24 protein-coding genes are annotated in these 23,731 nt (G+C 64.4%); 16 read left to right on the top strand and 8 right to left on the bottom strand.

Annotated features, from left to right (window positions below):
* Positions 1-90: 90 nt before the first annotated feature.
* The 4 genes from KUF59_RS20830 (at position 91) to KUF59_RS20845 (ending at position 3,827) form a co-directional block, all read left to right on the top strand.
* Positions 91-1,587 (top strand): leucyl aminopeptidase, encoded by a 1,497-nt coding sequence (locus tag KUF59_RS20830; RefSeq protein ID WP_212459432.1) that lies wholly within the window; start codon positions 91-93, stop codon positions 1,585-1,587.
* A gap of 91 nt (positions 1,588-1,678) precedes the next feature.
* A complete protein-coding gene (locus KUF59_RS20835; protein ID WP_212459433.1) occupies positions 1,679-2,131 on the top strand; it encodes a DNA polymerase III subunit chi in 453 nt (150 codons plus the stop codon).
* A gap of 180 nt (positions 2,132-2,311) precedes the next feature.
* Positions 2,312-2,800 (top strand): hypothetical protein, encoded by a 489-nt coding sequence (locus KUF59_RS20840; protein WP_212459634.1) that lies wholly within the window; start codon positions 2,312-2,314, stop codon positions 2,798-2,800.
* An 85-nt stretch (positions 2,801-2,885) separates the two neighbouring features.
* Entirely contained in the window at positions 2,886-3,827 is a 942-nt protein-coding gene (locus KUF59_RS20845) for a hypothetical protein (protein WP_212459434.1), read from the top strand.
* 20 nt (positions 3,828-3,847) lie between these two features.
* Here KUF59_RS20845 and KUF59_RS20850 read toward each other — a convergent pair whose 3' ends face one another.
* The 3 genes from KUF59_RS20850 to KUF59_RS20860 all read right to left on the bottom strand — a co-directional run bounded on the left by KUF59_RS20850 (position 3,848) and on the right by KUF59_RS20860 (position 6,376).
* Complete coding sequence (locus KUF59_RS20850) at positions 3,848-5,716, bottom strand: ABC-F family ATP-binding cassette domain-containing protein (RefSeq protein ID WP_212459435.1); 1,869 nt, start codon at positions 5,714-5,716, stop codon at positions 3,848-3,850.
* A gap of 39 nt (positions 5,717-5,755) precedes the next feature.
* Complete coding sequence (locus tag KUF59_RS20855) at positions 5,756-5,938, bottom strand: hypothetical protein (protein WP_212459436.1); 183 nt, start codon at positions 5,936-5,938, stop codon at positions 5,756-5,758.
* A 192-nt stretch (positions 5,939-6,130) separates the two neighbouring features.
* Positions 6,131-6,376 carry a sulfur globule protein precursor gene (locus KUF59_RS20860; RefSeq protein WP_212459437.1) on the bottom strand — a complete coding sequence of 82 codons (246 nt, stop codon included), beginning with the start codon at positions 6,374-6,376 and terminating at the stop codon, positions 6,131-6,133.
* A 297-nt stretch (positions 6,377-6,673) separates the two neighbouring features.
* Here KUF59_RS20860 and ndk point away from each other — a divergent pair, with 297 nt between their 5' ends.
* The 4 genes from ndk to KUF59_RS44535 all read left to right on the top strand — a co-directional run bounded on the left by ndk (position 6,674) and on the right by KUF59_RS44535 (position 10,412).
* Positions 6,674-7,096 carry a nucleoside-diphosphate kinase gene (gene ndk, locus KUF59_RS20865; protein WP_027535388.1) on the top strand — a complete coding sequence of 141 codons (423 nt, stop codon included), beginning with the start codon at positions 6,674-6,676 and terminating at the stop codon, positions 7,094-7,096.
* A 38-nt stretch (positions 7,097-7,134) separates the two neighbouring features.
* Positions 7,135-7,995, top strand: coding sequence for a TerC family protein (locus tag KUF59_RS20870; protein ID WP_212459438.1), 861 nt, complete (start codon positions 7,135-7,137; stop codon positions 7,993-7,995).
* A 348-nt stretch (positions 7,996-8,343) separates the two neighbouring features.
* Positions 8,344-8,994 (top strand): hypothetical protein, encoded by a 651-nt coding sequence (locus tag KUF59_RS20875; RefSeq protein WP_249140431.1) that lies wholly within the window; start codon positions 8,344-8,346, stop codon positions 8,992-8,994.
* The gene (locus KUF59_RS44535; RefSeq protein WP_464165364.1) at positions 8,964-10,412 is read left to right on the top strand and encodes an alpha-amylase family protein; all 1,449 of its coding nucleotides are present in this window, start codon (positions 8,964-8,966) and stop codon (positions 10,410-10,412) included. Before KUF59_RS20875 ends, KUF59_RS44535 begins: the two co-directional genes overlap by 31 nt.
* Here the strand turns inward: KUF59_RS44535 and ppx are convergent.
* From ppx to KUF59_RS20905, 4 genes are all read right to left on the bottom strand, one after another.
* Positions 10,409-11,911: an exopolyphosphatase gene (ppx, locus tag KUF59_RS20890; RefSeq protein ID WP_212459439.1), complete on the bottom strand. Its 1,503-nt coding sequence runs from the start codon at positions 11,909-11,911 to the stop codon at positions 10,409-10,411. The two genes, KUF59_RS44535 and ppx, sit on opposite strands and share 4 nt — an antisense overlap.
* 12 nt (positions 11,912-11,923) lie before the next feature.
* Positions 11,924-14,113, bottom strand: coding sequence for an RNA degradosome polyphosphate kinase (locus tag KUF59_RS20895; RefSeq protein WP_212459635.1), 2,190 nt, complete (start codon positions 14,111-14,113; stop codon positions 11,924-11,926).
* A gap of 151 nt (positions 14,114-14,264) precedes the next feature.
* On the bottom strand, positions 14,265-14,942 hold the full coding sequence (locus tag KUF59_RS20900) for a P-loop NTPase family protein (protein WP_212459440.1): 678 nt from the start codon (positions 14,940-14,942) through the stop codon (positions 14,265-14,267).
* A 109-nt stretch (positions 14,943-15,051) separates the two neighbouring features.
* Positions 15,052-15,594 carry a CDP-alcohol phosphatidyltransferase family protein gene (locus KUF59_RS20905; protein ID WP_212459441.1) on the bottom strand — a complete coding sequence of 181 codons (543 nt, stop codon included), beginning with the start codon at positions 15,592-15,594 and terminating at the stop codon, positions 15,052-15,054.
* 153 nt (positions 15,595-15,747) lie between these two features.
* On the opposite strand from KUF59_RS20905, the gene purM reads away from it, so the two are divergent.
* The 3 genes from purM to KUF59_RS20920 all read left to right on the top strand — a co-directional run bounded on the left by purM (position 15,748) and on the right by KUF59_RS20920 (position 18,823).
* Entirely contained in the window at positions 15,748-16,821 is a 1,074-nt protein-coding gene (gene purM, locus KUF59_RS20910) for a phosphoribosylformylglycinamidine cyclo-ligase (protein WP_212459442.1), read from the top strand.
* 5 nt (positions 16,822-16,826) lie between these two features.
* Positions 16,827-17,489, top strand: coding sequence for a phosphoribosylglycinamide formyltransferase (purN, locus tag KUF59_RS20915; protein ID WP_212459443.1), 663 nt, complete (start codon positions 16,827-16,829; stop codon positions 17,487-17,489).
* Between the two features lie 203 nt (positions 17,490-17,692).
* On the top strand, positions 17,693-18,823 hold the full coding sequence (locus tag KUF59_RS20920) for an autotransporter outer membrane beta-barrel domain-containing protein (protein ID WP_249140434.1): 1,131 nt from the start codon (positions 17,693-17,695) through the stop codon (positions 18,821-18,823).
* 20 nt (positions 18,824-18,843) lie between these two features.
* Here the strand turns inward: KUF59_RS20920 and KUF59_RS20925 are convergent, their stop codons facing one another.
* Positions 18,844-19,887, bottom strand: coding sequence for a LysR family transcriptional regulator (locus KUF59_RS20925; protein ID WP_212459445.1), 1,044 nt, complete (start codon positions 19,885-19,887; stop codon positions 18,844-18,846).
* A gap of 65 nt (positions 19,888-19,952) precedes the next feature.
* Here KUF59_RS20925 and KUF59_RS20930 point away from each other — a divergent pair, with 65 nt between their 5' ends.
* The 5 genes from KUF59_RS20930 to KUF59_RS20950 all read left to right on the top strand — a co-directional run bounded on the left by KUF59_RS20930 (position 19,953) and on the right by KUF59_RS20950 (position 23,597).
* Complete coding sequence (locus KUF59_RS20930) at positions 19,953-20,570, top strand: hypothetical protein (protein ID WP_212459636.1); 618 nt, start codon at positions 19,953-19,955, stop codon at positions 20,568-20,570.
* Positions 20,557-21,177, top strand: coding sequence for a GNAT family N-acetyltransferase (locus KUF59_RS20935; RefSeq protein ID WP_212459446.1), 621 nt, complete (start codon positions 20,557-20,559; stop codon positions 21,175-21,177). Before KUF59_RS20930 ends, KUF59_RS20935 begins: the two co-directional genes overlap by 14 nt.
* A gap of 25 nt (positions 21,178-21,202) precedes the next feature.
* Positions 21,203-21,766 carry an isochorismatase family protein gene (locus KUF59_RS20940; RefSeq protein WP_212459447.1) on the top strand — a complete coding sequence of 188 codons (564 nt, stop codon included), beginning with the start codon at positions 21,203-21,205 and terminating at the stop codon, positions 21,764-21,766.
* 36 nt (positions 21,767-21,802) lie between these two features.
* Positions 21,803-21,982, top strand: coding sequence for a hypothetical protein (locus KUF59_RS20945; RefSeq protein ID WP_258770106.1), 180 nt, complete (start codon positions 21,803-21,805; stop codon positions 21,980-21,982).
* A 232-nt stretch (positions 21,983-22,214) separates the two neighbouring features.
* Entirely contained in the window at positions 22,215-23,597 is a 1,383-nt protein-coding gene (locus KUF59_RS20950) for an aspartate aminotransferase family protein (RefSeq protein WP_212459449.1), read from the top strand.
* Positions 23,598-23,731 lie beyond the last annotated feature (134 nt).

Below are 23,731 nucleotides of genomic sequence, written 5' to 3' on the forward strand. Positions count from 1 at the left end.
GTGCGGCAGGATCAGTGAATCGCGGTTCAGGAAGCCGCTGCGGCGTGGCCCGTGGCCGGCAAAAAGTCCCGTCTTTTGGAGGAGTTATCCATGTCCGACGCCGTCAAGGTCGGCTTCGTCCCGTTTTCGGCCGCCCCGCGGGGTATTCTGGTGGCGTTTTGTGACGATGGTCTGAAGTTCGGCCCTGCGACATCGAAGGCGCTGGGAGCGGCGACCGATCTCGTCAAACGGGCGGCCGCGGCGAGCCAGTTCAAGGGCAAAAGCGGCGCCGCCCTCGACATCCTGGCGCCGGAGGGATTGAAGGCCTCCCGCCTGATCGTGATCGGCACCGGCAAGGCTGCCGCGCTCAAGATCAACGATTTCCTCAAATTCGGCGGCGTCGCGGCCGGCAAGCTTGGGGCCGGCAATGGCGGCATGACCATCATGGCCGAACGGCCCGATGGCGCCATGACCGGCGAGCAACTGGTCGCGATCGGCTCCGGCCTGCGGCTGCGCGCCTACAAGTTCGATCGCTACAAGACCAAGAAGAAGGACGGCGAGGAGGGCGCCTTGCGCGCCGACGTCTCGCTGGCGGTCGCCGACGTCGCCGCCGCGAAAAAGGCCTTTGCGCCCGCAGGTCACGTCGTCGACGGCGTGATTATCGCGCGCGACCTCGTCAACGAGCCGCCGAACGTGCTTTACCCCGAGGAGTTCGCGCGGCGCGCGAGCCAGTTGCGCAAGCTCGGCGTCGCGGTCGAGGTGCTCGACGTCAAGGCGATGCACAAGCTCGGCATGGGCGCGCTGCTCGGCGTCGGCCAGGGTTCTGCGCGGCCGAGCCGCACCGTGATCATGCGCTGGAACGGCGGCAAGAAGGGCACAGCCCCCGTTGCCTTCGTCGGCAAGGGCGTCTGCTTCGACACCGGCGGCATTTCGATCAAGCCGGCCGGCAGCATGGAGGACATGAAGGGCGACATGGGCGGGGCGGCCTGCGTCGTCGGCCTGATGCATGCGCTCGCAGCACGCAAAGCCAACGTCAACGCGGTCGGCGCCATCGGCCTCGTCGAGAACATGCCCGACGGCAACGCGCAGCGTCCCGGCGACATCGTCACCTCGATGTCGGGCCAGACCATCGAGATCATCAACACCGACGCGGAGGGCCGCCTCGTGCTCGCCGACGTGCTCTGGTACGTGGCCAAGAAGGTGAAGCCGAAATTCATGGTGGATCTCGCCACGCTCACCGGCGCGATCATGGTCGCGCTCGGCACCGAGCACGCCGGCATGTTCTCCAACAATGATGAACTCGCCGAGCGGCTGTCGAAGGCCGGGCAGGAGAGCGGCGAAAAGGTCTGGCGCATGCCGCTCGGCCCCGAATACGACAAGCTGATCGATTCCCAGTTCGCCGACATGAAGAACACCGGCGGGCGTCACGGCGGCTCGATCACGGCCGCGCAGTTCCTGCAACGTTTCGTCGACGACACGCCCTGGGCGCATCTGGACATTGCAGGCACCGCGATGGGCGCGCCGAAAACCGATATCAACCAGAGCTGGGGATCGGGCTATGGTGTGCGCCTGCTCGATCGGCTGGTCGCCGACCATTACGAAGGCTAAAGCGCGATGAGATTTGGATGAATCGTCGTCGCGCTTTAGGTCTTTGTTTGAGCATGAAAAACCGCTGCACGCTTTTCCGGATCATGCTCTAATGACCGAAGTCCTGTTCTATCATCTGCAAAACATGTCGGTGGAGAACGTGCTGCCGCCGCTGCTCGAGAAGTCGCTCGAGCGCGGCTGGCGCGTCGTCGTGCAGTCGACCTCGCCTGAACGCGCCGATGCGCTCGACGCGCATCTGTGGACCTATCGCGACGATTCCTTCCTGCCTCACGCGACATGGCGGGTCGGCGACGCGGCGGACCAGCCGATCCTGCTCGCGATCGAGGAGGATAATCCCAACGGCGCCAATGTGCGGTTCCTGATCGACAACGCTGCGCTGCCGCAGGATTCGCAGAGCTATGAGCGCATGGTGCTGCTGTTCAACGGCGACGACCCCGATGCCCTGGCCCTGGCGCGCACCGCCTGGACGGATTGCAAGACGCGGGGATTTGAGGTCACCTATTGGCAGGCCGACGAGCGCGGCCGCTGGCAGCGCAAGGACTAGTGCGAGGGAATTAGCAGCGCCAGCAATTAATGATAATTTGGACTTTTCGGGCGAACCTAGCCAAAGAGCCACGGTCGTGCCGCAAAGGAATGTTGGGACAATTGGTTAGGGCTGGACCTTAAGCGGGGATCTGAGTTTATCGTGCGACATCAAAAGCTTCCCTCGACGCTGATCCTGGCGTTGGCTGCCGTTGCGCCGCTTCTTGCAGGCTGCGCCGGCGGCTCCGACCTGCTGTCGAAGGATGCCGAATGGTTCAACAAGCCGACCCGGCTGTTCATCAAGAACATCTCGATCGACGCCCCGCCGCTGACGCCGGAAAAGCCGGTGACGGCCGACGATCTCGTCAGCGCTGATGGTGCCTGTCCCGGCATGGTGCCGCCGGGCGCACCGGCCGACGCCAATGCGTCGAGCGCGCCGGCGCCGTCAGGCGGCACGGTCGCGCTCGGTCACACCGAATGTGATGTGGTGCGCGGCATCGGTGCGCCCTCCAGCGTCAACCTCTCCAATGATGCAGGCGGCCGGCGCGTAGCCGTGGTCACCTGGATGACTGGCCCGCGTGCCGGCATCTACACCTTCACTTCGGGCCGCCTGTCCTCGATCGAGGGCACGCCGGAGCAGCCGGCCGCGCCGAGGGCCAAGCCCAAGCCGAAGAAGAAGCAGACGGGCTGAAGCGGGCGAGGGAGCTGGCGTATGCGCATGAGCGAGCCATCACCCCGCAAGCGATTCTGGTCCAGCATAGACGTTGACGTCATTCATGGACACGGTTGACGGGCAATCTTCCGGACCCGAGTTGAAGCCTGTCGTCCGCACCTTTTGGCACGGGCCGTTTTCCCCATACGAAGCGCTCTGTCTGCTCACATTCGTGACCGCGGGAATTCGCGTTGAATTGTTTGCGGACCATCCGATCCCCGAGCTGCCGGACGGGGTCGTTCTGAGAGATGCCCGCGAGATCATCGACGACGATGTCTCGTTCTATCAGCATGAATTCGACGGGCCGAGTCCGTCGCTTCATTCCAACCATTTTCGCTACGCGCTTCTCGAAAAGGTCGGCGGCTGGTGGGTCGACGCGGACGTGATGTTCGTCGGCACGGCGCTGCCCGTGACGGACAGTTTTGCCGCGCATCAGACGGAGGACGAAATCAACACCGCCGTGTTGCGTTTCCCGGCTGGCGATCCCCTCATGGGGGCGTGCCGGGAGCGCACCGAGGCCAGGCGCGCCGATGCACGGTGGGGCGAGGTTGGTCCGAAATTGCTGACCGAGCTGCAACCGCAATTCGCGCCGCATCTCCGGCCCACGGCGCGAGATGTCGCTTACGCGATAGGGCCGGAGGAATTCGAAAAAGTTTTGCTTCCCGACGCCTGCGAGGAGATCGAGCGGCGCACGTCGGCATCGACGTTCGTCCATCTCTGGAACGAGATGTGGCGGCGAGCCGGAATACCCAAGACCATCGCGCCGCCGCGCGGAAGCTGGCTCGATCGCATGTTCGAGCGGCACCAGTTCCGGCCCGTGTGGTCAAACCGGCTCGAGCCGGATCATATTCAGCGCTGGGCGGCGTTGCGGCGCGATCGTGATCATGCCGGCCACTGGAATCACGTCCACTACCAGGAGCTCACACGCCTGCGGGCGGAACGCGGAGCAAGACGCGGGATGCTGTCGCGCCTGATGGCGCGATTGAAGTCGGAGCGGGACAAGTGATCGAGGGCTCTCGATAACGGTCACGCCGTCGACGCCGCCTCATCGAACTGCGCGCTTGCCTCGAGCCATTGTTCCTCGGCGCGCGTGAGCGCGTCGGCGGCATTGGCGCGCGCCTTGGACAATTGCGCCGCCTGCTTGGGGTCGCGCGTAAAAATGTCGGGCAGGGAGAGCGCGGTGTCGATCTTGGCGATGATCTCGGTGATGCGCGCGATCTCGGACTCGGCCTCGGCAATACGCTTCTTCAGCGGACCGCGGCCGTCCATCTTGTTGCGCTGGGGCTTGTCGCCGCCGTTGCTGCGTTCGCGCGGACTCGCCTCCATGCCGCGGGCCGACAGGACCACGCGACGGTAATCGTCGAGATCGCCGTCGTAATTGGTCACGGTGCGATCGGCGACGAGCCAGAGCCGCTCGGCGCAGGCTTCGATCAGATAGCGGTCGTGCGAGACCATGATGACGGCGCCGGGAAAGTCGTTGATGGCCTCGGCAAGTGCCGCGCGGCTGTCGATATCGAGATGGTTGGTCGGCTCGTCCAGAATGATCATGTTGGGGCCGAAGAACGTCGCGAGGCCCAGCAGCAGGCGCGCCTTCTCGCCACCAGACAATTTGCCGGCCGGCGTGTCGGCCGCCTTGCCGGAAAAGCCGATCGCGCCGGCGCGGGCGCGGATCTTCGATTCCGGCGCTTCGCCCATCAGCTTGCGGACGTGATCATAGGCGGAGGCGTCGACGTTCAACTCGTCGAGCTGGTGCTGCGCAAAGTAGGCGATCGACAATTTGTCGGCGCGCGTGACCCTGCCCGAGAACGGCGCGAGACGTCCCGCCAGCAGCTTGACCAGCGTCGACTTGCCGTTGCCGTTTGCCCCTAACAGTGCGATGCGGTCGTCGTCGTCGATGCGCAGGGTGACGCGGCTCAGCACCGGGCTGGCCGCATCGTAGCCGACCGTGGCATTGTCGACGGCGATGATCGGCGGCGACAGCGTCTTCTCCGGCGGCGGGAAGCTGATCTCGTGCACCTCGTCGGTCACCAGCGCGGTGATCGGTTTCAGCCGTTCCAGCATCTTGACGCGCGACTGGGCCTGGCGGGCTTTCGACGCCTTCGCCTTGAAGCGGTCGACAAAAGCCTGCAGACGCGCGCGCTCGGCTTCCTGACGCTTGACCTGCTTGGCGTCGAGCACCTCGCGCGCGGCGCGTTGCTCCTCGAACGAGGAGTAGGTGCCGCGATAGAGCGTGAGCTTGCCGCGCTCCAGATGCAGGATCTGGTCGACCGAGCTTTCCAGCAGGTCGCGGTCGTGGCTGACCACGATCACGGTGCGTGGATAATGGGCGAGGTGATCCTCCAGCCACAGCGTGCCTTCGAGGTCGAGATAGTTGGTGGGCTCGTCGAGCAGCAACAGATCGGGGGCCGCGAACAGCGTCGCCGCGAGCGCCACGCGCATGCGCCAGCCGCCGGAAAATTCCGAGCAGGGCCGCGCCTGGTCGCTCGCGGAGAAGCCGAGGCCGCTGAGAATCGCAGCCGCGCGACTAGGCGCCGAATGCGCGTCGATGTCGACGAGGCGGGTCTGGATCTCGGCGATGCGGTGCGGATCGTGCGCGGTCTCGGCTTCGCGCAGCAGCGCGTCGCGCTCGAGATCGGCTTTCAGCACCACCGCAATGAGGCTCTCGGGACCATCAGGGGCTTCCTGCGCGAGGCTGCCGACCCTCCAGCGCGGCGGCAGCGTCACGCTGCCGGATTCGGCAGCGAGCTCGCCGCGGATCACCTTGAACAGGGTCGACTTGCCGGTGCCGTTGCGGCCGACGAGGCCGACACGCGAACCGGGCGCGATCTGCACGGAACTCTGGTCGATCAGAAGGCGTCCGGCGAGCCGGACCGAAAGGTCGGTGATGGACAGCATGCGGCCTTGTCACCGCAAGGACGCGCAAACGCAACCGTTTTAGTTGTTGCGATCGCCGTCCCGGTCGCGCTTCCGGAGCTCGTTGAGGAGGTGCTCCAGATGCGAGGTCAGCCGCGGTTCGGGCCGCAGACTCTGCTGCAGCCGTTCGCCCACGGCATCGCAAATCGATCGGCTGGTCCGCCGGTCGATTTGTTCGCTGTTACTGGCGAAGCGTCCAGGCATGACGGGGTTCCAAGGGTTCGGTTGTAATCTCCCTATCAAGTCCCTGAATACGAAATAGTTTCGCCCCCAACGGAGGGCTGCTCTGCATTCTCGCAAAGATTGTATGGATTCCCTGACGTGCCCAAAAACGAGGCCCCAGCGGGGCGTGCCGGGGCCTGTTCTGGTCGTCACTCTTGGAAGGTGCTGACGGGCTCAGTAGCAGCGGTTGATCATGCGCCAGCGCGGTCCCCAGGGGGTTGGAACCAGCCGGCGGACATAGCAGCCGCCATAACCGTAGGAGACGGGGCCGCCGACATAGAAGCGCGGTGCGCCCCAGCCGCCGCCATGCCCATGCCCGTACCAGCCACCGTGCCAATGGGCCGAAGCGGCCGTAGGCGCGAGCGCGGCGGCACCCAGCGACACCGCGGCGATCGCAGCAAGCGAAAGTTTCCTGAACATGGTGTTCTCCTCAAAACTGCCGGCGCGGGGCTATCGCGTCGATGGAATGGCCGCCGAAACGCCTCCTTGAGGGGAGAATTGCGTTTCGATGGCCCAAACCTTAGGCCCGGGACACTGAACCGAACCCTGACGGAGCCTGCAGATTTGGTTCATCTGCGTGAAATTATTGTAATTCCACGCCCCGTTGGCCCGCGGCGATACGTCTGTGGGACCCGTTTTGGGGTCGCTTGCCGTTCGCTGACGGCGCCGATATAAGCCCGGCAACTCCTCCCCAGCGCTATTCTCAAGGACAAGATCATGGCGATTGAACGCACCTTCTCGATCATCAAGCCCGACGCGACCGCACGCAACCTGACCGGCGCGGTCAACGCCGTGATCGAAAAGGCGGGTCTGCGCATCGTCGCCCAGAAGCGCATCCGCATGACCAAGGAGCAGGCCGAAACCTTCTATGCCGTGCACAAGGCGCGCCCGTTCTTCGGTGAGCTCGTCGAGTTCATGACCTCGGGCCCGGTGGTCGTGCAGGTGTTGGAAGCCGAGGGCGCCATCGCCAAGTACCGCGACGCGATGGGAGCGACCGATCCGTCCAAGGCGGCCGACGGCACCATCCGCAAGCTCTACGCCAAGTCGATCGGCGAGAATTCGGCGCACGGTTCCGATGCGCCGGAGACTGCCGCGATCGAGATCGCGCAGTTCTTCTCCGGCAACGAGATCGTCGGCTGATCCCGCAGCGCACGTTTTAGGGGACGAAAGGAAGCATTGTGAGCTGGCTTTGGCAGATCTTCGATCCCGCTACGATCGGGGCGTTCTTCACCCAGTTTCGCAATGAAATGGCCGAGCCGACGTTCTGGGTCGCGGTCGGCAAGATCATCTGGATCAACATCCTGTTGTCCGGCGACAACGCGCTGGTGATCGCACTGGCGTGCCGCGGTCTCAAGCCGCGGCACCGGCTGTGGGGCATGATCTTCGGCGCCGGCGCCGCAGTCCTGCTGCGCATCATCTTCACCGGCATCGTCGCGAGCCTGATGGCGCTGCCGTACCTCAAGCTGGTCGGCGGCCTCGCACTGATCGTGATCGCCGCAAAACTCCTGGTGCCGGAAAACGAGGACGAGGACGACGTCGAGTCGGCTTCGCATCTCTGGCAGGCGATACAGATCGTCGTCGTCGCCGACATCGTCATGAGCCTGGACAACGTGATCGCGGTGGCTGCCGCTGCGAACGGCAGCGTGCCGCTGCTGGTCCTCGGCCTTGCCATCAGCGTGCCGCTGATCGTGGCCGGTGCCGCGCTGATCATGGCGCTGCTGGCGAAACTGCCGGTGCTGGTCTGGGCGGGTGCTGCGCTGCTCGGCTGGATTGCGGGCGAGGTGATCGCGACCGATCCGGGCGTCGAGCCGACGCTGCATGCCCTGTTCGACGGTTCTCTCGGCGCTTCGCTGGATTCGGCTTTGGGTGTGCTGCGCATTCCGCCGCAGTTTGGCCATGGCGGGGCGGGTGCGGAGTACCTGTGCGCCTTGCTCGGCGTGATCGTGGTGCTGGTGGTCGGCTACATCTGGCGTCGGCGCAGCCTCAGTCTGGCGGCGCTGGAATCCTCCGAGCGTCACGCCAAAGCTTCTGCTGAGTAGGGGCTGGTGGCCCGAGCCCAACCGATCTGAACGACGAAAACAGCAGTCGTCATCGCGCTTCAGATAGTTGCCTGAACTCGTCGCGGCGGACTGCCGCTACGCAGCCTTCCGGATGACGCTCTGGAGGCGAGGGCGAACCCATATCGAAAAGCTTCAAAAACAGAGACTTGAGAGGGATACCTGGCCCTTCGGGAAGGCAGTTCAGATTTGCGTTCCGCATCATTCCCAACAGACCCGTCATGCTCTCAAGCGCGAAAAGTTTCAACTTGCAAGTGTCAGCACCCTGCAACAGATTTGATCACCCCAATGGAGCGACGAAGGGTGACTCCACCTCCTGCGGATATCCCAATGGGTGCCACCGTGAGGAACGGTGGAACGCATTTCCGCGTTTGGGCGCCGACAGCCGAAGCAGTTCATGTGGCGCTGGTTGATCCAGCCGTCTCGCCGCCCGCCTCTTGGCAGGCAGATGGAACGAACATGCTTGCGCGAGATGCTTCCGGCTTCTGGTCGGGGTTCTTTGCGGGCGTAGGGCACGACTGGGAGTACAGGTACTGGATCAAGGGGCCGTCAGGCGAAGGATACAAGCGTGATCCCCGGGCAGCCGAATTGGCGCTCGAACATTATCCGGACTGCAACTGCAGGATCGTCAAGCCACGGGATTATCCCTGGCATGACGAGGCGTTTGTCGCGCCCCGGTTCAACGACTTGATCATCTACCAATTCCACATCGGCGTGTTTTTTGCCGAGCGCGACGGCGTCGACATCCGTGCCAATCGCGTCAGCAAGTTCCTCGACGTCGTATCGAATATCTCGCTTCGCTTGGCGTCAACGCAATACAGCCTCTGCCGGTCGCGGAGTGGCAAGGCGAGACCAGCCGCGGCTACAACAATACGGATTTCTTCTCGCCCGAGATGGACTATTGCGTTCCACCCGCAAATCTTGGTTCGTACCTGCCGCGGATCAACGCGATGCTGCATGCGAAGGGCAGGCCCCCGCTAAGCACCGACGATCTGCGGGACCAGCGAGACCAACTAAAGGCTCTGGTCGATCTCTGCCACATCTACGGTCTCGCCGTGATCGGTGACGTCGTCTATAACCACGCTGGGGGTCCTTTCGACCCTCAAAGCATGCGGTTTTTCGATCGTCCCTGGAATCGCGAATGGTGGGATCGGGACAATTATTTCGTCGCGGGCGGTGGATGGGCCGGCGGAAGGATTTTCGATTGCGCGGTGGATGAGGTTCGAGCCTTTCTCATCGACAACGCAACCATGTATCTGGACGACTTCCACCTCGATGGTTTGCGTTATGACGAGGTCACCGTCACGGCGCAAAACGGCGGCCAACAGTTCTGCCGCGATATCACATCGACGCTGCGATACCGCCGGCCGGACGCCGTGCAGATCGCCGAATACTGGAACTGGGACCGAGCGCTACCGGTTCAAGCGAATGGTCTGGGATTTGACGCGGCCTGGGGCGATGGTCTGCGTCGCGCCATTCGTTCGGTTCTCGCCAGCGCGGCGCAGGGGGCATCAGCCTCCCTGAACCTCGATCCGGTGCGGGATGCCGTTCGGCTTCAGCCCAACTTCCCGGCTAGGTGGAAGACCGTGGTGCATCTGGAAAACCATGACATCGTGGACGCGGATCGCGAAAACCCGGGCCAGACAGAGGCCCGGAACGTTGCGCTTGCCTGCGAGCCTGACCGGCGGTGCTGGTACGCCAGAAGCCGCTCACGCGCCGCTTCTACGTTGCTGCTGACAGCTCCCGGGATTCCCATGCTTTTCATGGGACAGGAGTTTTTGGAGGACAAACCCTGGCACAACAATCCCGCGCGAAGCGACCTTTTCATCTACTGGGACGGTGTCAAGACGGACGCCAACATGCGCGATTTTCTGCGCTTTATGCAGGAGCTCTGCTGGCTTCGAAGGTCTCATCCGGCATTGCGGGCGGAAGGATGCAATCCGTTTTATGTCCATAATCTGAATCGCGTCATCGCTATTCAGCGCTGGGTGAAGACATTGGGCGCGATGTGGTCGTGGTCGCATCGTTCAACGAAAGGACGCAACACGGCTACCAGCTGCCGTTTCCCGTGGGTGGGTACTGGTTTGAAGTATTTAACACCGAGGCTTATGACAGCATGCCGGCAGGAGGTGGCCTCAACACGAATGTCGCCGGCAATTCCGCGGGCATCGTTTCTGACGGGCCCCCGCTCGGAGATCAGCCGAATTCCGCGACGATGGATATTCCTGCGAACGGAGTGCTCGTCTTCGCGCGCGACCGGGGTGACCCCATCCTCAAGCCGATATGAGTACTGCCATCGCCGAGCACCAAGCGGCCCGAAAACGAAGAGACGAACTTCTCGGATCCATCGGTACTGTCAACGCTATTTCAGCTGTTTCCGGCCAGAAGCGGGAGACTAGCGCCGCACGATCGAGCCGGCGCGGCCGATCAGGCGCGCGAGCTGCTTGAAGCGGCCGCCGACGCGGTCGGCGACGAGATCGCCGAGCCGGTGCTCGAACACCAGCATCAGCTTGCGGCCCTGGCTGCGGAAATGTGTGGCGGGCAGCACGCCCGGCCGCGCCGCCGAGATCAGATGCGCGACGCGGAACATGGCTCCCAATAGCCGCGCGCGTTCCAGCTGGGCCGGCGTCAGCAGATCCTGCATCGTCTGCGGCGGCTGGTTTTCCTCGCTGAGGCCGGCATAGCGATAGAACACCGACAAGCCGACGAAGGCGCGGCCCTCATGGCTGATCGCGCCAAAATTGCCGTTGACCACGAGGCTCAAGGTCTGCTCGCCGCGGTGGTCGGGATGCACGCGCCAGCCGATATCGGAGAGCAGGCAGGCGGTGTGGCGCAGCCGGCGGTCCTCCTCGGTCTCGCGCAATTTCACGACGCGCGCGAAGCGGTCGGTCCATTCAATCAGCTCGCGGGCGTGGCGCGCCGAGCGCGACAGGAGCTGGTTCAACTCCTCCGCGGCGCAGATCAGGCCGTCCTTGGCGCGCTCGGCCTCCGACAGCCTCTCGTGCAACAGCCCCTCGCGCACGCCGAAGGTCGAGAACACGATCGTCTTCGGCTTCGCCACCCGGATGATGTGCTCGAGCACCAGCGCGGCATAGGTGAGGAGCGGGCGGCGAGCGTCGGCGACGACCTCGATATCGGCGAGCATGTTGCTCGCCGCCAGCCGCCGCAGGCGTCGCGCGAAGTCGAGCGCCTCGGCGGCCGCAATCGAATAGCCGTGCATGACCTGGAGCGGATAGCCGCTCTGGATGATGTGGATGCGGGCGAGCGCGCGCCAGGTGCCGCCGACCGCGTAGAAGGTGCGCCCGTGGCCTGCCTTGAGCTGCGCCACGTCAGCGAATTCCTCGCGAACGATCCGGTCGGCACGCTTGAGCGATTTGTGTGCGAGGTCCTGCAGGGCGAGGCCACCGAGCGGCAGCGTCACGCCGCTGCGGACGCTATTCCTGTGCACCTCGATCAGCTCCAGCGAGCCACCGCCGAGATCGCCGACGATGCCGTCCGGGTGATGGATGCCCGAGATCACGCCGAGCGCCGACAGCCGCGCCTCGCGCGGACCGGACAGGATCTCGATCTTCACGCGGCAGATGCGCTCCGCCTTCGCGATGAAGTCCGGACCGTTCGACGCGTCGCGGCAGGCGGCGGTCGCGATCGCGTAGACGCGGCCGACCTGCATCACCCGAATCAGCGCGTTGAAACGCCTGAGCGAGGTCAGCGCCTTGTCCACGGCGTCGGGCGCGAGCAGGCCGGTGCTCTGCACCTCGCGGCCCAGACCGCACAGCGTCTTTTCGTTGAAGATCGGAATCAGGCTGCGCGCGAGCGCCTCGTAGACCACGAGACGCACCGAGTTGGAACCGATGTCGACGACCGCGACGCTCGCGCCGCGTTTGCGCGGCCGTGTCACAACAATCCCCGATCAGGATTGATGACGTTCGGTCCGGCGCGTAAGGCGGCGCGGAGAGGATTCCTTGAGCGACTTTCCACGGCCAGACAGACTCGGATTCGTCATGAAGTAATTGTGCACGTTGAACGGCTCTTCGCCCTTCGCGGCCTTCATACGCGTTGAGGACCCGTCCGGCAACAATTGCCAACTCTGCTCATTGTCCTTGAGATTCGCGACCATGATCTGTTCGAGAACCTGCTGATGCACCGTGGGATTTTGCAGCGGACACAGCACCTCGACGCGGCGGTCGAGGTTCCGCGGCATCATGTCGGCTGACGAGATATACACAGCCGCTTTCGCGCCCGGCAGGCCCTGGCCCATGCCGAAGCAATAGATGCGGCCGTGCTCGAGGAAGCGGCCGATGATCGATTTGACGCGGATGTTCTCCGACAGGCCGGGAATGCCCGGCCGCAGACAACAGATACCGCGGACCACGAGCTCGACCTGGACACCGGCCTGCGAGGCCTCGTAGAGCGCATCGATGATGTCGGGATCGACGAGCGCATTCATCTTCATCCAGACCGCGCCGGGCCGGCCATGCTTCGCATGCGCGGTCTCGCCCTGGATGTGCTCGATGATGCGCTTGCGCAGCGTCAGCGGCGACACCGCCATCTTTTCGAGGTCGCTCGGCGCCGCATAGCCGGTGATGAAGTTGAAGACGCGGGCAGCGTCGCGGCCGATCGTCGGATCCGAGGTGAAGTAGGAGAGGTCGGTGTAGATGCGCGCGGTGACGGGGTGGTAATTGCCGGTGCCGGTATGGACATAGGTGGTGAGGCTGCCGCCCTCGCGGCGCACCACCATCGAGAGCTTTGCGTGCGTCTTCAATTCGAGGAAGCCGTAGACGACCTGAACGCCGGCGCGTTCGAGGTCGCGGGCCCAGCGGATATTGGCCTCTTCGTCGAAGCGCGCCTTCAGTTCGATCAGCGCGGTGACCGACTTGCCGGCTTCCGCGGCCTCCACCAGGGCACGCACGACCGGCGAGTTGTTGGAGGTGCGATAGAGCGTCTGCTTGATGGCGACGACGTCGGGGTCGCGTGTCGCCTGCTGCAGGAACTGCACCACGACGTCGAAGGATTCGTAGGGATGGTGGACAACCAGGTCCTTCTGGCGGATCGCGGCAAAGATGTCGCCACCATGCTCGCGCACGCGCTCGGGGTGACGTGGCACGTAAGGGGTGAATTCGAGATCGGGGCGATCGAGCCGCGTGAGCTGCGACAGCTCGTTCATGGCAAGCACGCCGTCGACCTGGAACACCTCGTCGTCGGCAGCGGATAGCGCGTGTTGCACGAAGTTACGCAGCTCCTCCGGCATCTTGGCGTCGATCTCGAGCCGGATCACCGAGCCGCGGCGGCGGCGCTTCAGCGCGGTCTCGAACAGCCGGACGAGGTCCTCGGCCTCTTCCTCGATTTCGAGCTCGGAGTCGCGGATGATGCGGAACGTGCCCTGGCCGCGGACGGTGTAGCCGGGGAACAGGCGATTGATGAACAGGCTGGTGGCCTGCTCCAGCGAGATCAGCCGGACCGTGCCTTCCGCCGGCATGCGGATGAAGCGGTCGATCTTGCCGGGCATTCGGATGAGCGCGTTCATCGCCTTGCCGTCGGCGGCGCGGGTGAGCTGGAGCGCGATGGTGAAGCCGAGACTCGGGATGAACGGGAAGGGATGGGCGGGGTCGATCGCGAGCGGGGTCAGCAGCGGAAAGACGTTGCGGAGGAAGTATTCCTCGACCCAGGTGCGCTCCGCCTTGGTGATGTCCTTGCCGTCCACCAGCACGATGCCGACCTCAGCCAGCGTGCCGCGCAGATCGCCCCAGATCGCCTGCTGGTCGCTCGCAAGCTGGGAGACGGTGCGGTTGATCAGTGCGAGCTGCTCGGACGGGGTCAGGCCGTCGGGGCTGCGCTCGGCGATACCTTCGCGGACCTGAGCCTTGATGCCGGCCACGCGGACCATGAAGAACTCATCAAGGTTATTTGCCGAAATCGACAGGAATCGCACCCGCTCCAGCACGGGATGGCTGCCATTGACCGATTCCTCCAGCACGCGGCGATTGAAATGCAGCCAGGAGAGCTCGCGATTGATGAACCGTTCGGGGCTCTTGGCGATTGCCGGGGCGCCCGGCTCGACGTGTTCTTTTTCTTTTAATTCAACGGCTTGCGCGGAGTCCATGAGAAGTCGATCCATCGTCTTGCACCTATTTTGCGTCTTATGCGCAAAACCGGCGAGGAGCATGTGTTAGCGCGATGACGTTTCGATGACATTGAGGTTCCGCGCGCCCGCGGCGTCAAGCGCCTCGCGACGGGGACGACGGTCCGGCGGATCAAACGTTCCGGAGCAGCTCGACGGCCAGCGCCCGGGTCACAGGACGGCCCTGCCGCAGGGCCTCGCTGTCCAGAAGCTCAACCGCTTGGCGAGCGGCGGCCTGGGAGCGCTCCAGGCGGGTGGCGAGGTAGCTCACGACGCTCTCATCGACGCTCAACTGCCGGTCGGCGCAGAATTTGACGATCAGGGCGCGGAACAACTGGTCGTCGGGTGGCAACAGCGCGACCGCAGGCACAGCGCGCAAGCGCGAGCGCAGGTCGCGCAATTCGATGTCGAGGGTGACCGGCACCTCGCGGCCCGTCAGCAGGACATAGGCGCCGTCCTCGCGCGCGAGGTTGAGAAGGTGGAACAGCGCGCGCTCGTCAAACTCCTTGGCCTTCAAATCCTCCACGACCAGCGCGCCGGTGGCGAGCGCGCCCGGCACGGTCGCGGGCGTCAGCGCATTGGCGGTGGTGGAGCGGGCGCCGGCCTCGTCGGCCCAGATGGCGGCGAGGTGGCTTTTGCCGGAGCCTTCCGGTCCCGCCAGCCACATGATCCGGTTCGGCCATTCCGGCCAGCTATCGATGAGCGCGAGACCGGCGGCGTTGGCAGGGCCTTCCAGAAAATTGTCCCGGCTCAGGCTCTCCGCATGCGGGAGAGCGAAGGCCAATTGACGGGGATGAACGCGGCCTGCCACGCTTTGCTTGCTCCATGCCGGGTCCAACCGGCCCTGTTCGATTGCCGTCAGGCGTTACGCCTGACGAGTTGGCCTTTTGCGGGGCCGCTCCGTTCTCTTTGCCGGATGCCTATTTGGCCTCGATCGCGCTCATGTGCCGCAGCCACTCGACGAGGTAGAGCGACACCGAGGAGAGCGTGAAGACCGTCACGAAGCCCATCAGGATCATATCATAAGGTCCGGGCTTGAAGCCGAAGGCGAGCGCCGCAAGCACCAGTGCCGCGAAGGCGACCTGGGCAACCGTGTTGAGCTTCGACACCATCGACGGCTTCATCGCGACCGGCCGGTCGAACAGCCAGGACACGATCACGGCCGCGACGATCATGATGTCGCGCGACACCACCAGGATCACGATCCAGCGCGGGATCGCGCCCCAGATTCCCAGCGCCATGTAGATCGACACCAGCAGCGCCTTGTCGGCCAGCGGGTCGAGCAGGGCGCCAAGCTCGCTCGTCATGTTGAAGCGCTTGGCCAGGAAGCCGTCGATAGCGTCGCTGACCCCGGCGATCAGGAATACCGCGAACGCAATCTCCATTTGGCTGGAAACGATGGCCCAGACGATGATCGGGACCAGCATGATGCGGCCCAGGGTAATGATGTTCGGAATACTCACGCGGCGCTTCCCGGCACCCGGTCTGACCTCGAATCCGGTGCTCTGGAGGCTGAACCGGCTGTTATCTACATAGTACAGCGCTCGGCGCCTTGCGAGCCATTGCGCATCCCCTGAAATCGACGTAACCAGCCGCAACCCCACTGGAAATCGGGCATGACCGACCGCAAAAACGGCCTCACCTACGCCGATTCAGGCGTCGATATCGATGCGGGCAATCGCCTCGTCGACCTGATCAAGCCGATGGTGCGCGCCACCGCGCGGGCCGGCGCCGACGCCGAAATCGGCGGATTCGGGGGCCTGTTCGACCTCAAGGCGGCCGGATTCAGGGATCCCGTCCTGGTGGCTGCGACTGACGGCGTTGGAACCAAGGTCAAGATCGCCATCGAAACCGGCCTGCATGGCGGGATCGGCATCGACCTCGTGGCCATGAGCGTCAACGACCTCGTGGTGCAGGGCGCCGAGCCGCTGTTCTTCCTGGATTATTTTGCCTGTGGGAAACTCGATCCCGAAGCGGCCGCGGCGATCGTCGCCGGCGTTGCCGAAGGCTGCCGCGAATCCGGCTGCGCCCTGATCGGCGGCGAGACCGCCGAGATGCCCGGCCTCTACCAGGACGGCGACTACGACCTTGCGGGCTTTGCGGTCGGGGCCGCCGAGCGCGGCACGCTGCTGCCGCGCAAGGATATCGCCGCGGGCGACGCCGTGATCGGGCTCGCCTCGTCGGGTGTCCATTCCAACGGCTTCTCGCTGGTGCGCAAGATCGTCGAACAGTCCGGCCTCGGCTTCGGGGCGCAGGCGCCGTTCTCGCCGGTCATGACGCTCGGCGGGGCGCTGCTGGCGCCGACAAAGCTCTACGTCAAATCCTGCCTGCGCGCGATCCGCGAGACCGGGGCGGTGAAGGGCCTCGCCCACATCACCGGCGGCGGCTTTACCGACAACATTCCGCGCGTGCTGCCAAAACATCTTGGCGTCGGCATTGATCTGGCAAACCTGCCGGTGCTGCCGGTGTTCAAATGGCTGGCGGCGCAAGGCGGCATCGCCGAGCTCGAAATGCTGCGCACCTTCAACTGCGGCATCGGCATGATCGCGATCGTCGAACCCGACGCCGTCGAAAACGTCGTTAAGATCTTCGAGGATGCCGGCGAGGGCGTTGCCGTGCTCGGCAAGGTGATCCCGGCCGAGGGTGAGCATCGCGTCGTCTATCACGGCAACCTCGACCTGGCGCTGTAGGACCCATGAAGCGCCGCGTCGCCATTTTGATCTCCGGCCGAGGCTCCAACATGGCCGCGCTGATCAAGGCCGCGGCAGCGCCGGATTTTCCGGCCGAGATTTCGCTGGTCATCTCCAACAAGGCCGATGCGCCCGGTCTGGAGCGGGCGAGGGCCGGCGGCGTCAAGACGCTGGTGATCGAGAGCAAGCCGTTCGGCAAGGACCGCGCCGGTTTCGAGGCGGTGCTGCAAGGCGCGCTCGATCGGCACGGCATCGAGCTGATCTGCCTCGGCGGTTTCATGCGGCTGTTCACGGCCGAGTTCGTGCAGGCCTGGTACGGAAGAATGCTCAACATCCATCCCTCGCTCCTGCCGTCCTTCCCCGGCCTCGACCCGCACGGCCAAGCCTTGCGCGCCGGCGTCAAACTGTCCGGCGCGACGGTGCATTTCGTGATTCCCGAGACCGATGCCGGCCCGATCGTGATGCAGGGCGCGGTGCCCGTCGGCGACAACGACACGCCGGACACGCTGTCGGAGCGCATCCTCGAGGTCGAGCATCGCATCTATCCCGAAGCGTTGCGGCTGCTCGCGCAAGGCAAGGTGCGAATCGAGGGCGACGTCTGCAAGACGGCGGGAAGCGGGGCCTCGGAGAATTTTCTGATCTCGCCGGTGGTGACCGACGCGCAGTGAGCGCGGTTTCCGTTCGCCCCCTGTGGCAGCGGAAGCACAACCCATCGCAATCGCCGCGTCGGCGGGAGTTCAACCGATTGACCCCCTGTGCCAGTTGAGCGCAAATCGCCTCGCACGGCGCGGATCGTCATGGTTTTTCGCGCCGTCATGAGCGTCGGGATTGTGTCGTCATGCGCAGTGCGCAGCCGTTGGGAACAGGGCGGATGATCAGGCTGGGCCGGCTCCGCCGGGTCGCGGCTGCGCTCGTGCTCGCCGTTGGGTTCGCCGTCGCACTCGGGGCCGGGCCCGCCCTCGCGCAGAGCCCTTCGCCGTCTCCGAGCCCGACGCCGACACCAACGCCGTCGCCGACCCCGATCCCAACCCCGTCACCGACGGCGACCAACTACGAGCGTTCGATCGGCAGCACCACGCTCGACCTTGGCTCCAACTTCCTGGAGCGGCTCGGCAACCAGGCCTCCAACGGGTTCAACCGCACGATGCGCAACAATCCCGGCGGCGGTGGCGCCTCGTCGGAGACGGAAGCACCACGCTATCGAACCTGGTTCGAAGGCTACGGGATCTCCGCCCGCACCGACGCGCAGGGCGACTTCGTCGGCGACAAGCGCAAGACTTTTGGAGGGGTGGCGGGCTTTGGCGCGCGGCTCGCGCCGGGTGTCAATATCGGCTTCTCCATCGATCAGAGCCGAACCGATGTCGACGTGCCGCTCGCGCTGCAATCGGCAACCCTCGATTTGACGCAGATCGGCTTCAACGGCTCGATCGACAAGGGGCCGTGGACCTGGGCCTTCGCGGCCGTGCACGGCTTTGGCAATGTTCGCTCCAGCCGCGACACCGGCTTTGGTCTGGCGACCGCGCGCTATCACGCCGCGATCGACGGCGCGCTCACCGAGGTCAGCTACTACTGGACGCAGGATCAGGCGCGCATCGTGCCGAAGGGCGCGCTCGAATATGTCCGCGCCACCAGTGCTGCTTTCAACGAGGTCGGCGGCCTCGACCCCATGGCTGTCGGCTCGACCGCGCTGGCACGCGCGCGCGTGATGATCGGCGCCGAGGTGGGGCGTTACTTCATCTTCGATCAGAAGATTTTGGACCTGTCGGCCTACGGCAAGTTCGTCGACAATTTCTACCAGGACTTGGGCTCGATCCAGGTCAGCCTGGGCGCGCAGAGCATCGTGGTGCCGGGGATCGGCGAGAGCCGCCACGGCGTGGATGCCGGCGCGTCGGCCTCGCTCAGCCTGACCAACACCGCGCGGCTCTATGTCAATTACGACACCAAGCTGCGCAGCGAATTCCGCTCGCATCAGGGCACGGTCGGCTTCGAATACAAATGGTAGGGCGGCTGCGTCCCGGCCCCTCAGGTCGGCGCTGCCGCGACATAGCCGGTCAGGCCGACGCTTTCTTTCGCCGCTGCCATCATCGGCACCAGCGCGTTCGGATGGATGAACTCGTCGCGGAAGCAGGGATAGGTCTTGGGATCAAAGATCTTCTTCAGCCACTCGACAACGATCTTGTGCCGCTCGGATGAGCGGAACTCCTTGTGGTAGGTGAGCCAGAGATCGGCATGATGGCTGACGCCGAGATCGACGGCGACGAGCGGCGCGCCGAGCGCGATCGACACCGTCGGCAGGAAGCCGATGCCGGCGCCGCGCTCCACCGCATAGAGCACGCCGATCGAGGAGTTGGTCTTGATCCCGACGATGCCTTCCAGCGACTTCAGTCCGAGAATGCGGGCATAGGCGGTGTCGTCGACCTGCGGCGCGCTCTGCTTGACGATGCGATGGTTCCTCAACTCGGCAAGCGTTGCCGGTACGCCGTGGAGGTTTTCGTAGTCCTTCGAGACGAAGGGATAGATGTGGAGCCTGCCGAGCTTGGCCACGATCAAATCCGGATTGGTCGGCGGCTCGAGCTGGATCGCGATGTCGGACTCCAGCCGCGCGACGTCGGCCTGCTCCATCGCACAGCGCAAATCGACGGTGATCTTGCGGTAGGTCTTCTGAAAGTCGATCAGGCGCGGCAGGATCCAGAAATTGCCCGGGCCCTCGGTCACCGCGACGCGGACCGTGCCCGCGGTATCGTTCGAGGAACGCGAGGCGCGTCGAAACACGTTGAAGGCGTGACGCTCCATCAGCGACACGTCGGAAATCATCGCCATGCCTTCGTCGCTCAGCGTCAGCCCGCTTTGGTCACGCAGGAAAAGCTTGCAACCGATGCTCTCCTCGAGCCGGTCGATCCTGCGCATCAGCGTCGTCGAGGTGAGGCCGAGCTCTTCTGCGGCATTGCGGAAACTTTTATATTTTGCGCAGGCTAAAAACAGCTTCAAATCATCCCAGGAAGCATCCAAGGACTCTTCACTTCGGTGCTGCATCATCGCAGCACCCCGTTGCAATAGTTGCTGCATACTCCTGATCCTTACCCGCTAAGCTCTCCACCGTAACGGGATGGGGGAAACGATAGATGCGCAATATGGGTATGGAAAGGGGCCCGTTTGCCGCAAGGCATGAATTTGACGCCCTGCCGCTCAGCCCCGACATCGATGTCCATTGTGCGCAATATTCCGAGCTTGCGGCAATGGCGGATATGGCCCACCGGCTCGTGCCGGGCGTGCGGATCGGGGAACCGGAGCTCGCGCGCTATTTCACCTTCGATCCTCAATGCCTGCTGAGCTTCAGCCGCAATGGTTCGTTGGTCGGCGGCATGGCATTTCTGTACCTCAACAGCCTCGGCCACGACGCGCTGCTGCTCGACGAGATCTGTCTGACCGAACCCGATACGCGCCATCTCGCCTCCGGCGATGAGGAGGTTTCGGCGATCTACATCTGGGCGATCGCAGCCACCGGCCGCGGCATCGCGGGACTCGGGAAGGCCGCCGCGCATTTGCGGCAATCGCGATTTCGCAGCGCTGACTGCTTCGCGCAGCCGTCGACGGCGGCGGGACGCGACATCATGAAAGCGACGGGATTTACGCCTATCCCGAGCTTCCAGCCCGACCTGTGGTGTTACGAGCGGCCCTGGAATCGACAGCCAGTGCGCATGCCGGGTTCAAGTTTTGCAGCAAGGAGTTTTGCAGATGCACGGCACTAGAATTCCGCATGCCAAACCGGACTCCCGCGCTATCACCATCCGTATTGCGCGAGATCCCAGCGATCTCATGCTGGTCACCGCCATTCGCTCTGCGGTCTATCTCGCCGAGCAGGATTGTCCCTTCGACGAGGAGTTCGACGGCAACGACCTTGTGGCCGCGCATTTCATCGGCTTCGTCGGCAACGAGCCGGCGGGCTGCCTGCGGGTGCGCTTCTTCGGCGAGTTCGCCAAAGTCGAACGCCTTGCGGTGCGCCATCAGTACCGGCGCTCGCGCGTGTCGTTCAAGCTCGTGCAGGCGAGCGTCGAGTATGTGAAGCGCAAGGGCTTTCGCAAGATCTACGGCCAGGCGCAGGACCGGCTGGTCGATTTCTGGGCCCATTTCGGCGCAAAGCCGCTCGGCCATAATCGCAAGATCACCTTTTCCGATTTCTCCTACACGGAGATGGTCCTCGAGATCGAGCCTGGGCCCGACGCCATCACGCTGGACAGTGATCCTTACGTGATTATCCGGCCCGAAGGCGACTGGGACCGGCCGGGCGTGCTCGACGCCTCGGCGGGCAGGGCGGTGACATCGCCATTGCGTACTATGGCCGTCGCCGATCGCTAGAATTGGTGCAACCACAAGCAAGCAGATGCTGGTTTCCCTCCACGACGATCCGCCGATCCTGGTTTGCGCCGACCTGCAGGTCGAATATCTGACCCCCGGGCGTCGCCACGTCATCCTCGACGGCGACGCCGCCACCTCGCGCTGCCTCGAGTTGTTGACGCTGTGGCGCGACAACCTCTGGCCGGTGATCCACCTCAAGCGCATCGCGCAGGCGGCCTGGTTCAATCCGGCATCCAAGCTGACCGACTGGATCGGCGACCTGAAGCCGCGGCCGGGGGAGATGACGTTCGAGCATCCGCTGCCCTCGGCCTATAGCTCGGCGCGCTTCGTCGATTACACCTCGAACATCAAGAACTTCCGTTGCGTGCTGCTGGGTTTTTCCCTCGACGAGACCGTACTGGCGACCGTCGTTGACGGCTTTCACCGCAGCCATCGTTATCAGGTGGTCGGCGATGCCGTCGCGTGCCGGCATCCGGGGAGCGGAGATGCGGCCGCCTACAAGCAGGCGGTGATGAATGTGATCGGCAATTTTGCTAGTGTGCAGGCAAGCGCCGAACTCCTCAGGACCAGCGGCGCCATCGCGGTCTAGCAACCGCCGCCGGCAATCGACCGGCGACAGGGATGGATGGGAAACTTGTCTCGGGGACAACGTCTCGCGGAACTGGCGAGCGACTTGTCGCTCGCCGTCGAGAGGGCGCGCCGGCTCGGCCTGGCGACGACCGTCTATCTTCTGTCCATGGCGCTGGTCGAGGTGAAGGAAGCTGTCGAGGCCGATAGCGGCGACGACGATGACGGGGCGGCCTAAAGCGCGATGAGTTCATCGCGCTCGGGCTCGTTGTTTGCGCATGATCTCCGCGCAACCGCGGCCCTTCGGGTCCGGATCATACAGCTTCGGCTTCATGCAACGCTGCCCGGCGTTTGCGCACCGTGAAATGGCGTTGCAAGTTGCGTCCCGTGGCAATAGCCAAGATGTCGACGCTTTCTCCAGACAGGGCTTTCGTCGGCGCGACCGATTGCCAAGCTTTAGGGATACCGCAATGACCATGCAGCCGAACTCGCAAGAAGCCCGCGACGTCGCCTATCAGCTCCACGCTTACACCAATGCGCGGTCCCACCAGCAGGCGGGTCCCCTGGTGATCGAGCGCGGCGAGGGGCCTTACGTGTTCGACGCGGCCGGCAAGCGCTATCTCGAGGCGATGGCGGGGCTGTGGAGCGTCGGGCTCGGCTTCAGCGAGAAGCGGCTGGTCGATGCGGCGCACCGCCAGATGCAGGCGCTGCCGTTCTACCACACCTTCGCCTCGCGCTCGCACGGCCCCTCGATCGATCTCGCCGAGAAGCTCGTGAAGATGGCGCCGGTGCCGATGAGCAAGGTGTTCTTCACCAACTCCGGCTCGGAGGCCAACGACACCGTGCTGAAGCTGATCGCCTATCGCTCGAACGCGCTGGGCCAGCCGCAGCGCAAGAAGGTGATCAGCCGCCTGCGCGGCTATCACGGCGTCACCATTGCGTCGGCGAGCCTCACCGGCCTGCCGAACAACCACCGCTCCTTCGATCTGCCGCTGCCGAACATCCTGCACACCGGCTCGCCGCATCACTACAAGGATGCGGCGGCGGGCGAGAGCGAGGAGGCCTTTGCGACGCGGCGCGCCGAGGAGCTCGACGCGCTGATCCAGAAGGAAGGGCCTGACACGATCGCCGCCTTCTTCGGCGAGCCCGTGATGGGCGCCGGCGGCGTCATCGTGCCGCCCGCAACCTATTGGGAGAAGATCCAGGCGGTCCTGAACAAGTACGACATCCTGCTGGTCGCCGACGAGGTCATCTGCGGTTTTGGCCGCACCGGAAAGATGTTCGGCTGCGAGACCTTCAACATCAGGCCCGACGTGCTCGTGGTCTCCAAGCAGATCACCTCGAGCTATTTCCCGTTCTCGGCGATCATCATGAACGACCGCATGTTCGAGCCGATCGCGGACGAGAGCAACAAGATCGGCGTGCTCGGCCACGGCTTTACGGCTGGCGGTCATCCGGTGGGATCGGCGGTCGCGCTCGAGAATCTTAGGATCATCGAGGAGCGCAATCTGGTCGCGCACGCCGCCGAGATCGGCGCCTATATGCAGGACCGGTTGCGCACGCTCGCCGACCATCCGCTGGTGGGCGAGGTCCGCGGTATCGGCCTGATTGCCGCCGTCGAGCTCGTGCTGGACAAGACGCGCAAGGTCGCGGCCGGAACGCCAGGCGCCCTTGGCGGTGTCGCAAGTCGGCTGCTGCTGGAGCGCGGCATCATCTCGCGCAACATGCTTGACGCGCTCGCGATCTGCCCGCCGCTGATCGTCACCAAGGTGCAGATCGACGAGCTCGTCGATGGGCTCGCCGGCATGCTGGAGGATCTCAAGGCGGAGGCGGCGAAGCTCACGCCGGCGTAAGGCAAGCTCTCCGCAACCGCGGTAATTCCGGGCGAAGCTCTTGCGCCGTCATCCCCGCGCAACGGCGCAGCCGTTGTCGCTGGAGGTGCGAGCCGCGGTGCGCAGCACCGCGAGCGAGCCTCGAAGGGCGACGG

The sequence above is a fragment of the Bradyrhizobium arachidis genome, from assembly GCF_024758505.1.
Lineage (GTDB): Bacteria > Pseudomonadota > Alphaproteobacteria > Rhizobiales > Xanthobacteraceae > Bradyrhizobium > Bradyrhizobium manausense_C.

Excerpts from the sequence above, each read along its gene's own strand:
- KUF59_RS20925 (WP_212459445.1), bottom strand. The coding sequence starts at position 19,887 with ATGCAGCAACTATTGCAACGGGGTGCTGCGATGATGCAGCACCGAAGT.
- KUF59_RS20835 (WP_212459433.1), top strand. The coding sequence starts at position 1,679 with ATGACCGAAGTCCTGTTCTATCATCTGCAAAACATGTCGGTGGAGAAC.
- KUF59_RS20830 (WP_212459432.1), top strand. The coding sequence starts at position 91 with ATGTCCGACGCCGTCAAGGTCGGCTTCGTCCCGTTTTCGGCCGCCCCG.
- KUF59_RS20940 (WP_212459447.1), top strand. The coding sequence starts at position 21,203 with ATGCTGGTTTCCCTCCACGACGATCCGCCGATCCTGGTTTGCGCCGAC.
- ndk (WP_027535388.1), top strand. The coding sequence starts at position 6,674 with ATGGCGATTGAACGCACCTTCTCGATCATCAAGCCCGACGCGACCGCA.
- KUF59_RS20945 (WP_258770106.1), top strand. The coding sequence starts at position 21,803 with ATGGGAAACTTGTCTCGGGGACAACGTCTCGCGGAACTGGCGAGCGAC.
- KUF59_RS20875 (WP_249140431.1), top strand. The coding sequence starts at position 8,344 with ATGGGTGCCACCGTGAGGAACGGTGGAACGCATTTCCGCGTTTGGGCG.
- KUF59_RS20895 (WP_212459635.1), bottom strand. The coding sequence starts at position 14,113 with ATGGACTCCGCGCAAGCCGTTGAATTAAAAGAAAAAGAACACGTCGAG.
- KUF59_RS20855 (WP_212459436.1), bottom strand. The coding sequence starts at position 5,938 with ATGCCTGGACGCTTCGCCAGTAACAGCGAACAAATCGACCGGCGGACC.
- KUF59_RS44535 (WP_464165364.1), top strand. The coding sequence starts at position 8,964 with ATGCTGCATGCGAAGGGCAGGCCCCCGCTAAGCACCGACGATCTGCGG.
- KUF59_RS20935 (WP_212459446.1), top strand. The coding sequence starts at position 20,557 with ATGCACGGCACTAGAATTCCGCATGCCAAACCGGACTCCCGCGCTATC.
- KUF59_RS20845 (WP_212459434.1), top strand. The coding sequence starts at position 2,886 with ATGGACACGGTTGACGGGCAATCTTCCGGACCCGAGTTGAAGCCTGTC.
- KUF59_RS20850 (WP_212459435.1), bottom strand. The coding sequence starts at position 5,716 with ATGCTGTCCATCACCGACCTTTCGGTCCGGCTCGCCGGACGCCTTCTG.
- purM (WP_212459442.1), top strand. The coding sequence starts at position 15,748 with ATGACCGACCGCAAAAACGGCCTCACCTACGCCGATTCAGGCGTCGAT.
- KUF59_RS20950 (WP_212459449.1), top strand. The coding sequence starts at position 22,215 with ATGACCATGCAGCCGAACTCGCAAGAAGCCCGCGACGTCGCCTATCAG.
- purN (WP_212459443.1), top strand. The coding sequence starts at position 16,827 with ATGAAGCGCCGCGTCGCCATTTTGATCTCCGGCCGAGGCTCCAACATG.
- KUF59_RS20920 (WP_249140434.1), top strand. The coding sequence starts at position 17,693 with ATGATCAGGCTGGGCCGGCTCCGCCGGGTCGCGGCTGCGCTCGTGCTC.
- KUF59_RS20860 (WP_212459437.1), bottom strand. The coding sequence starts at position 6,376 with ATGTTCAGGAAACTTTCGCTTGCTGCGATCGCCGCGGTGTCGCTGGGT.
- KUF59_RS20930 (WP_212459636.1), top strand. The coding sequence starts at position 19,953 with ATGGGTATGGAAAGGGGCCCGTTTGCCGCAAGGCATGAATTTGACGCC.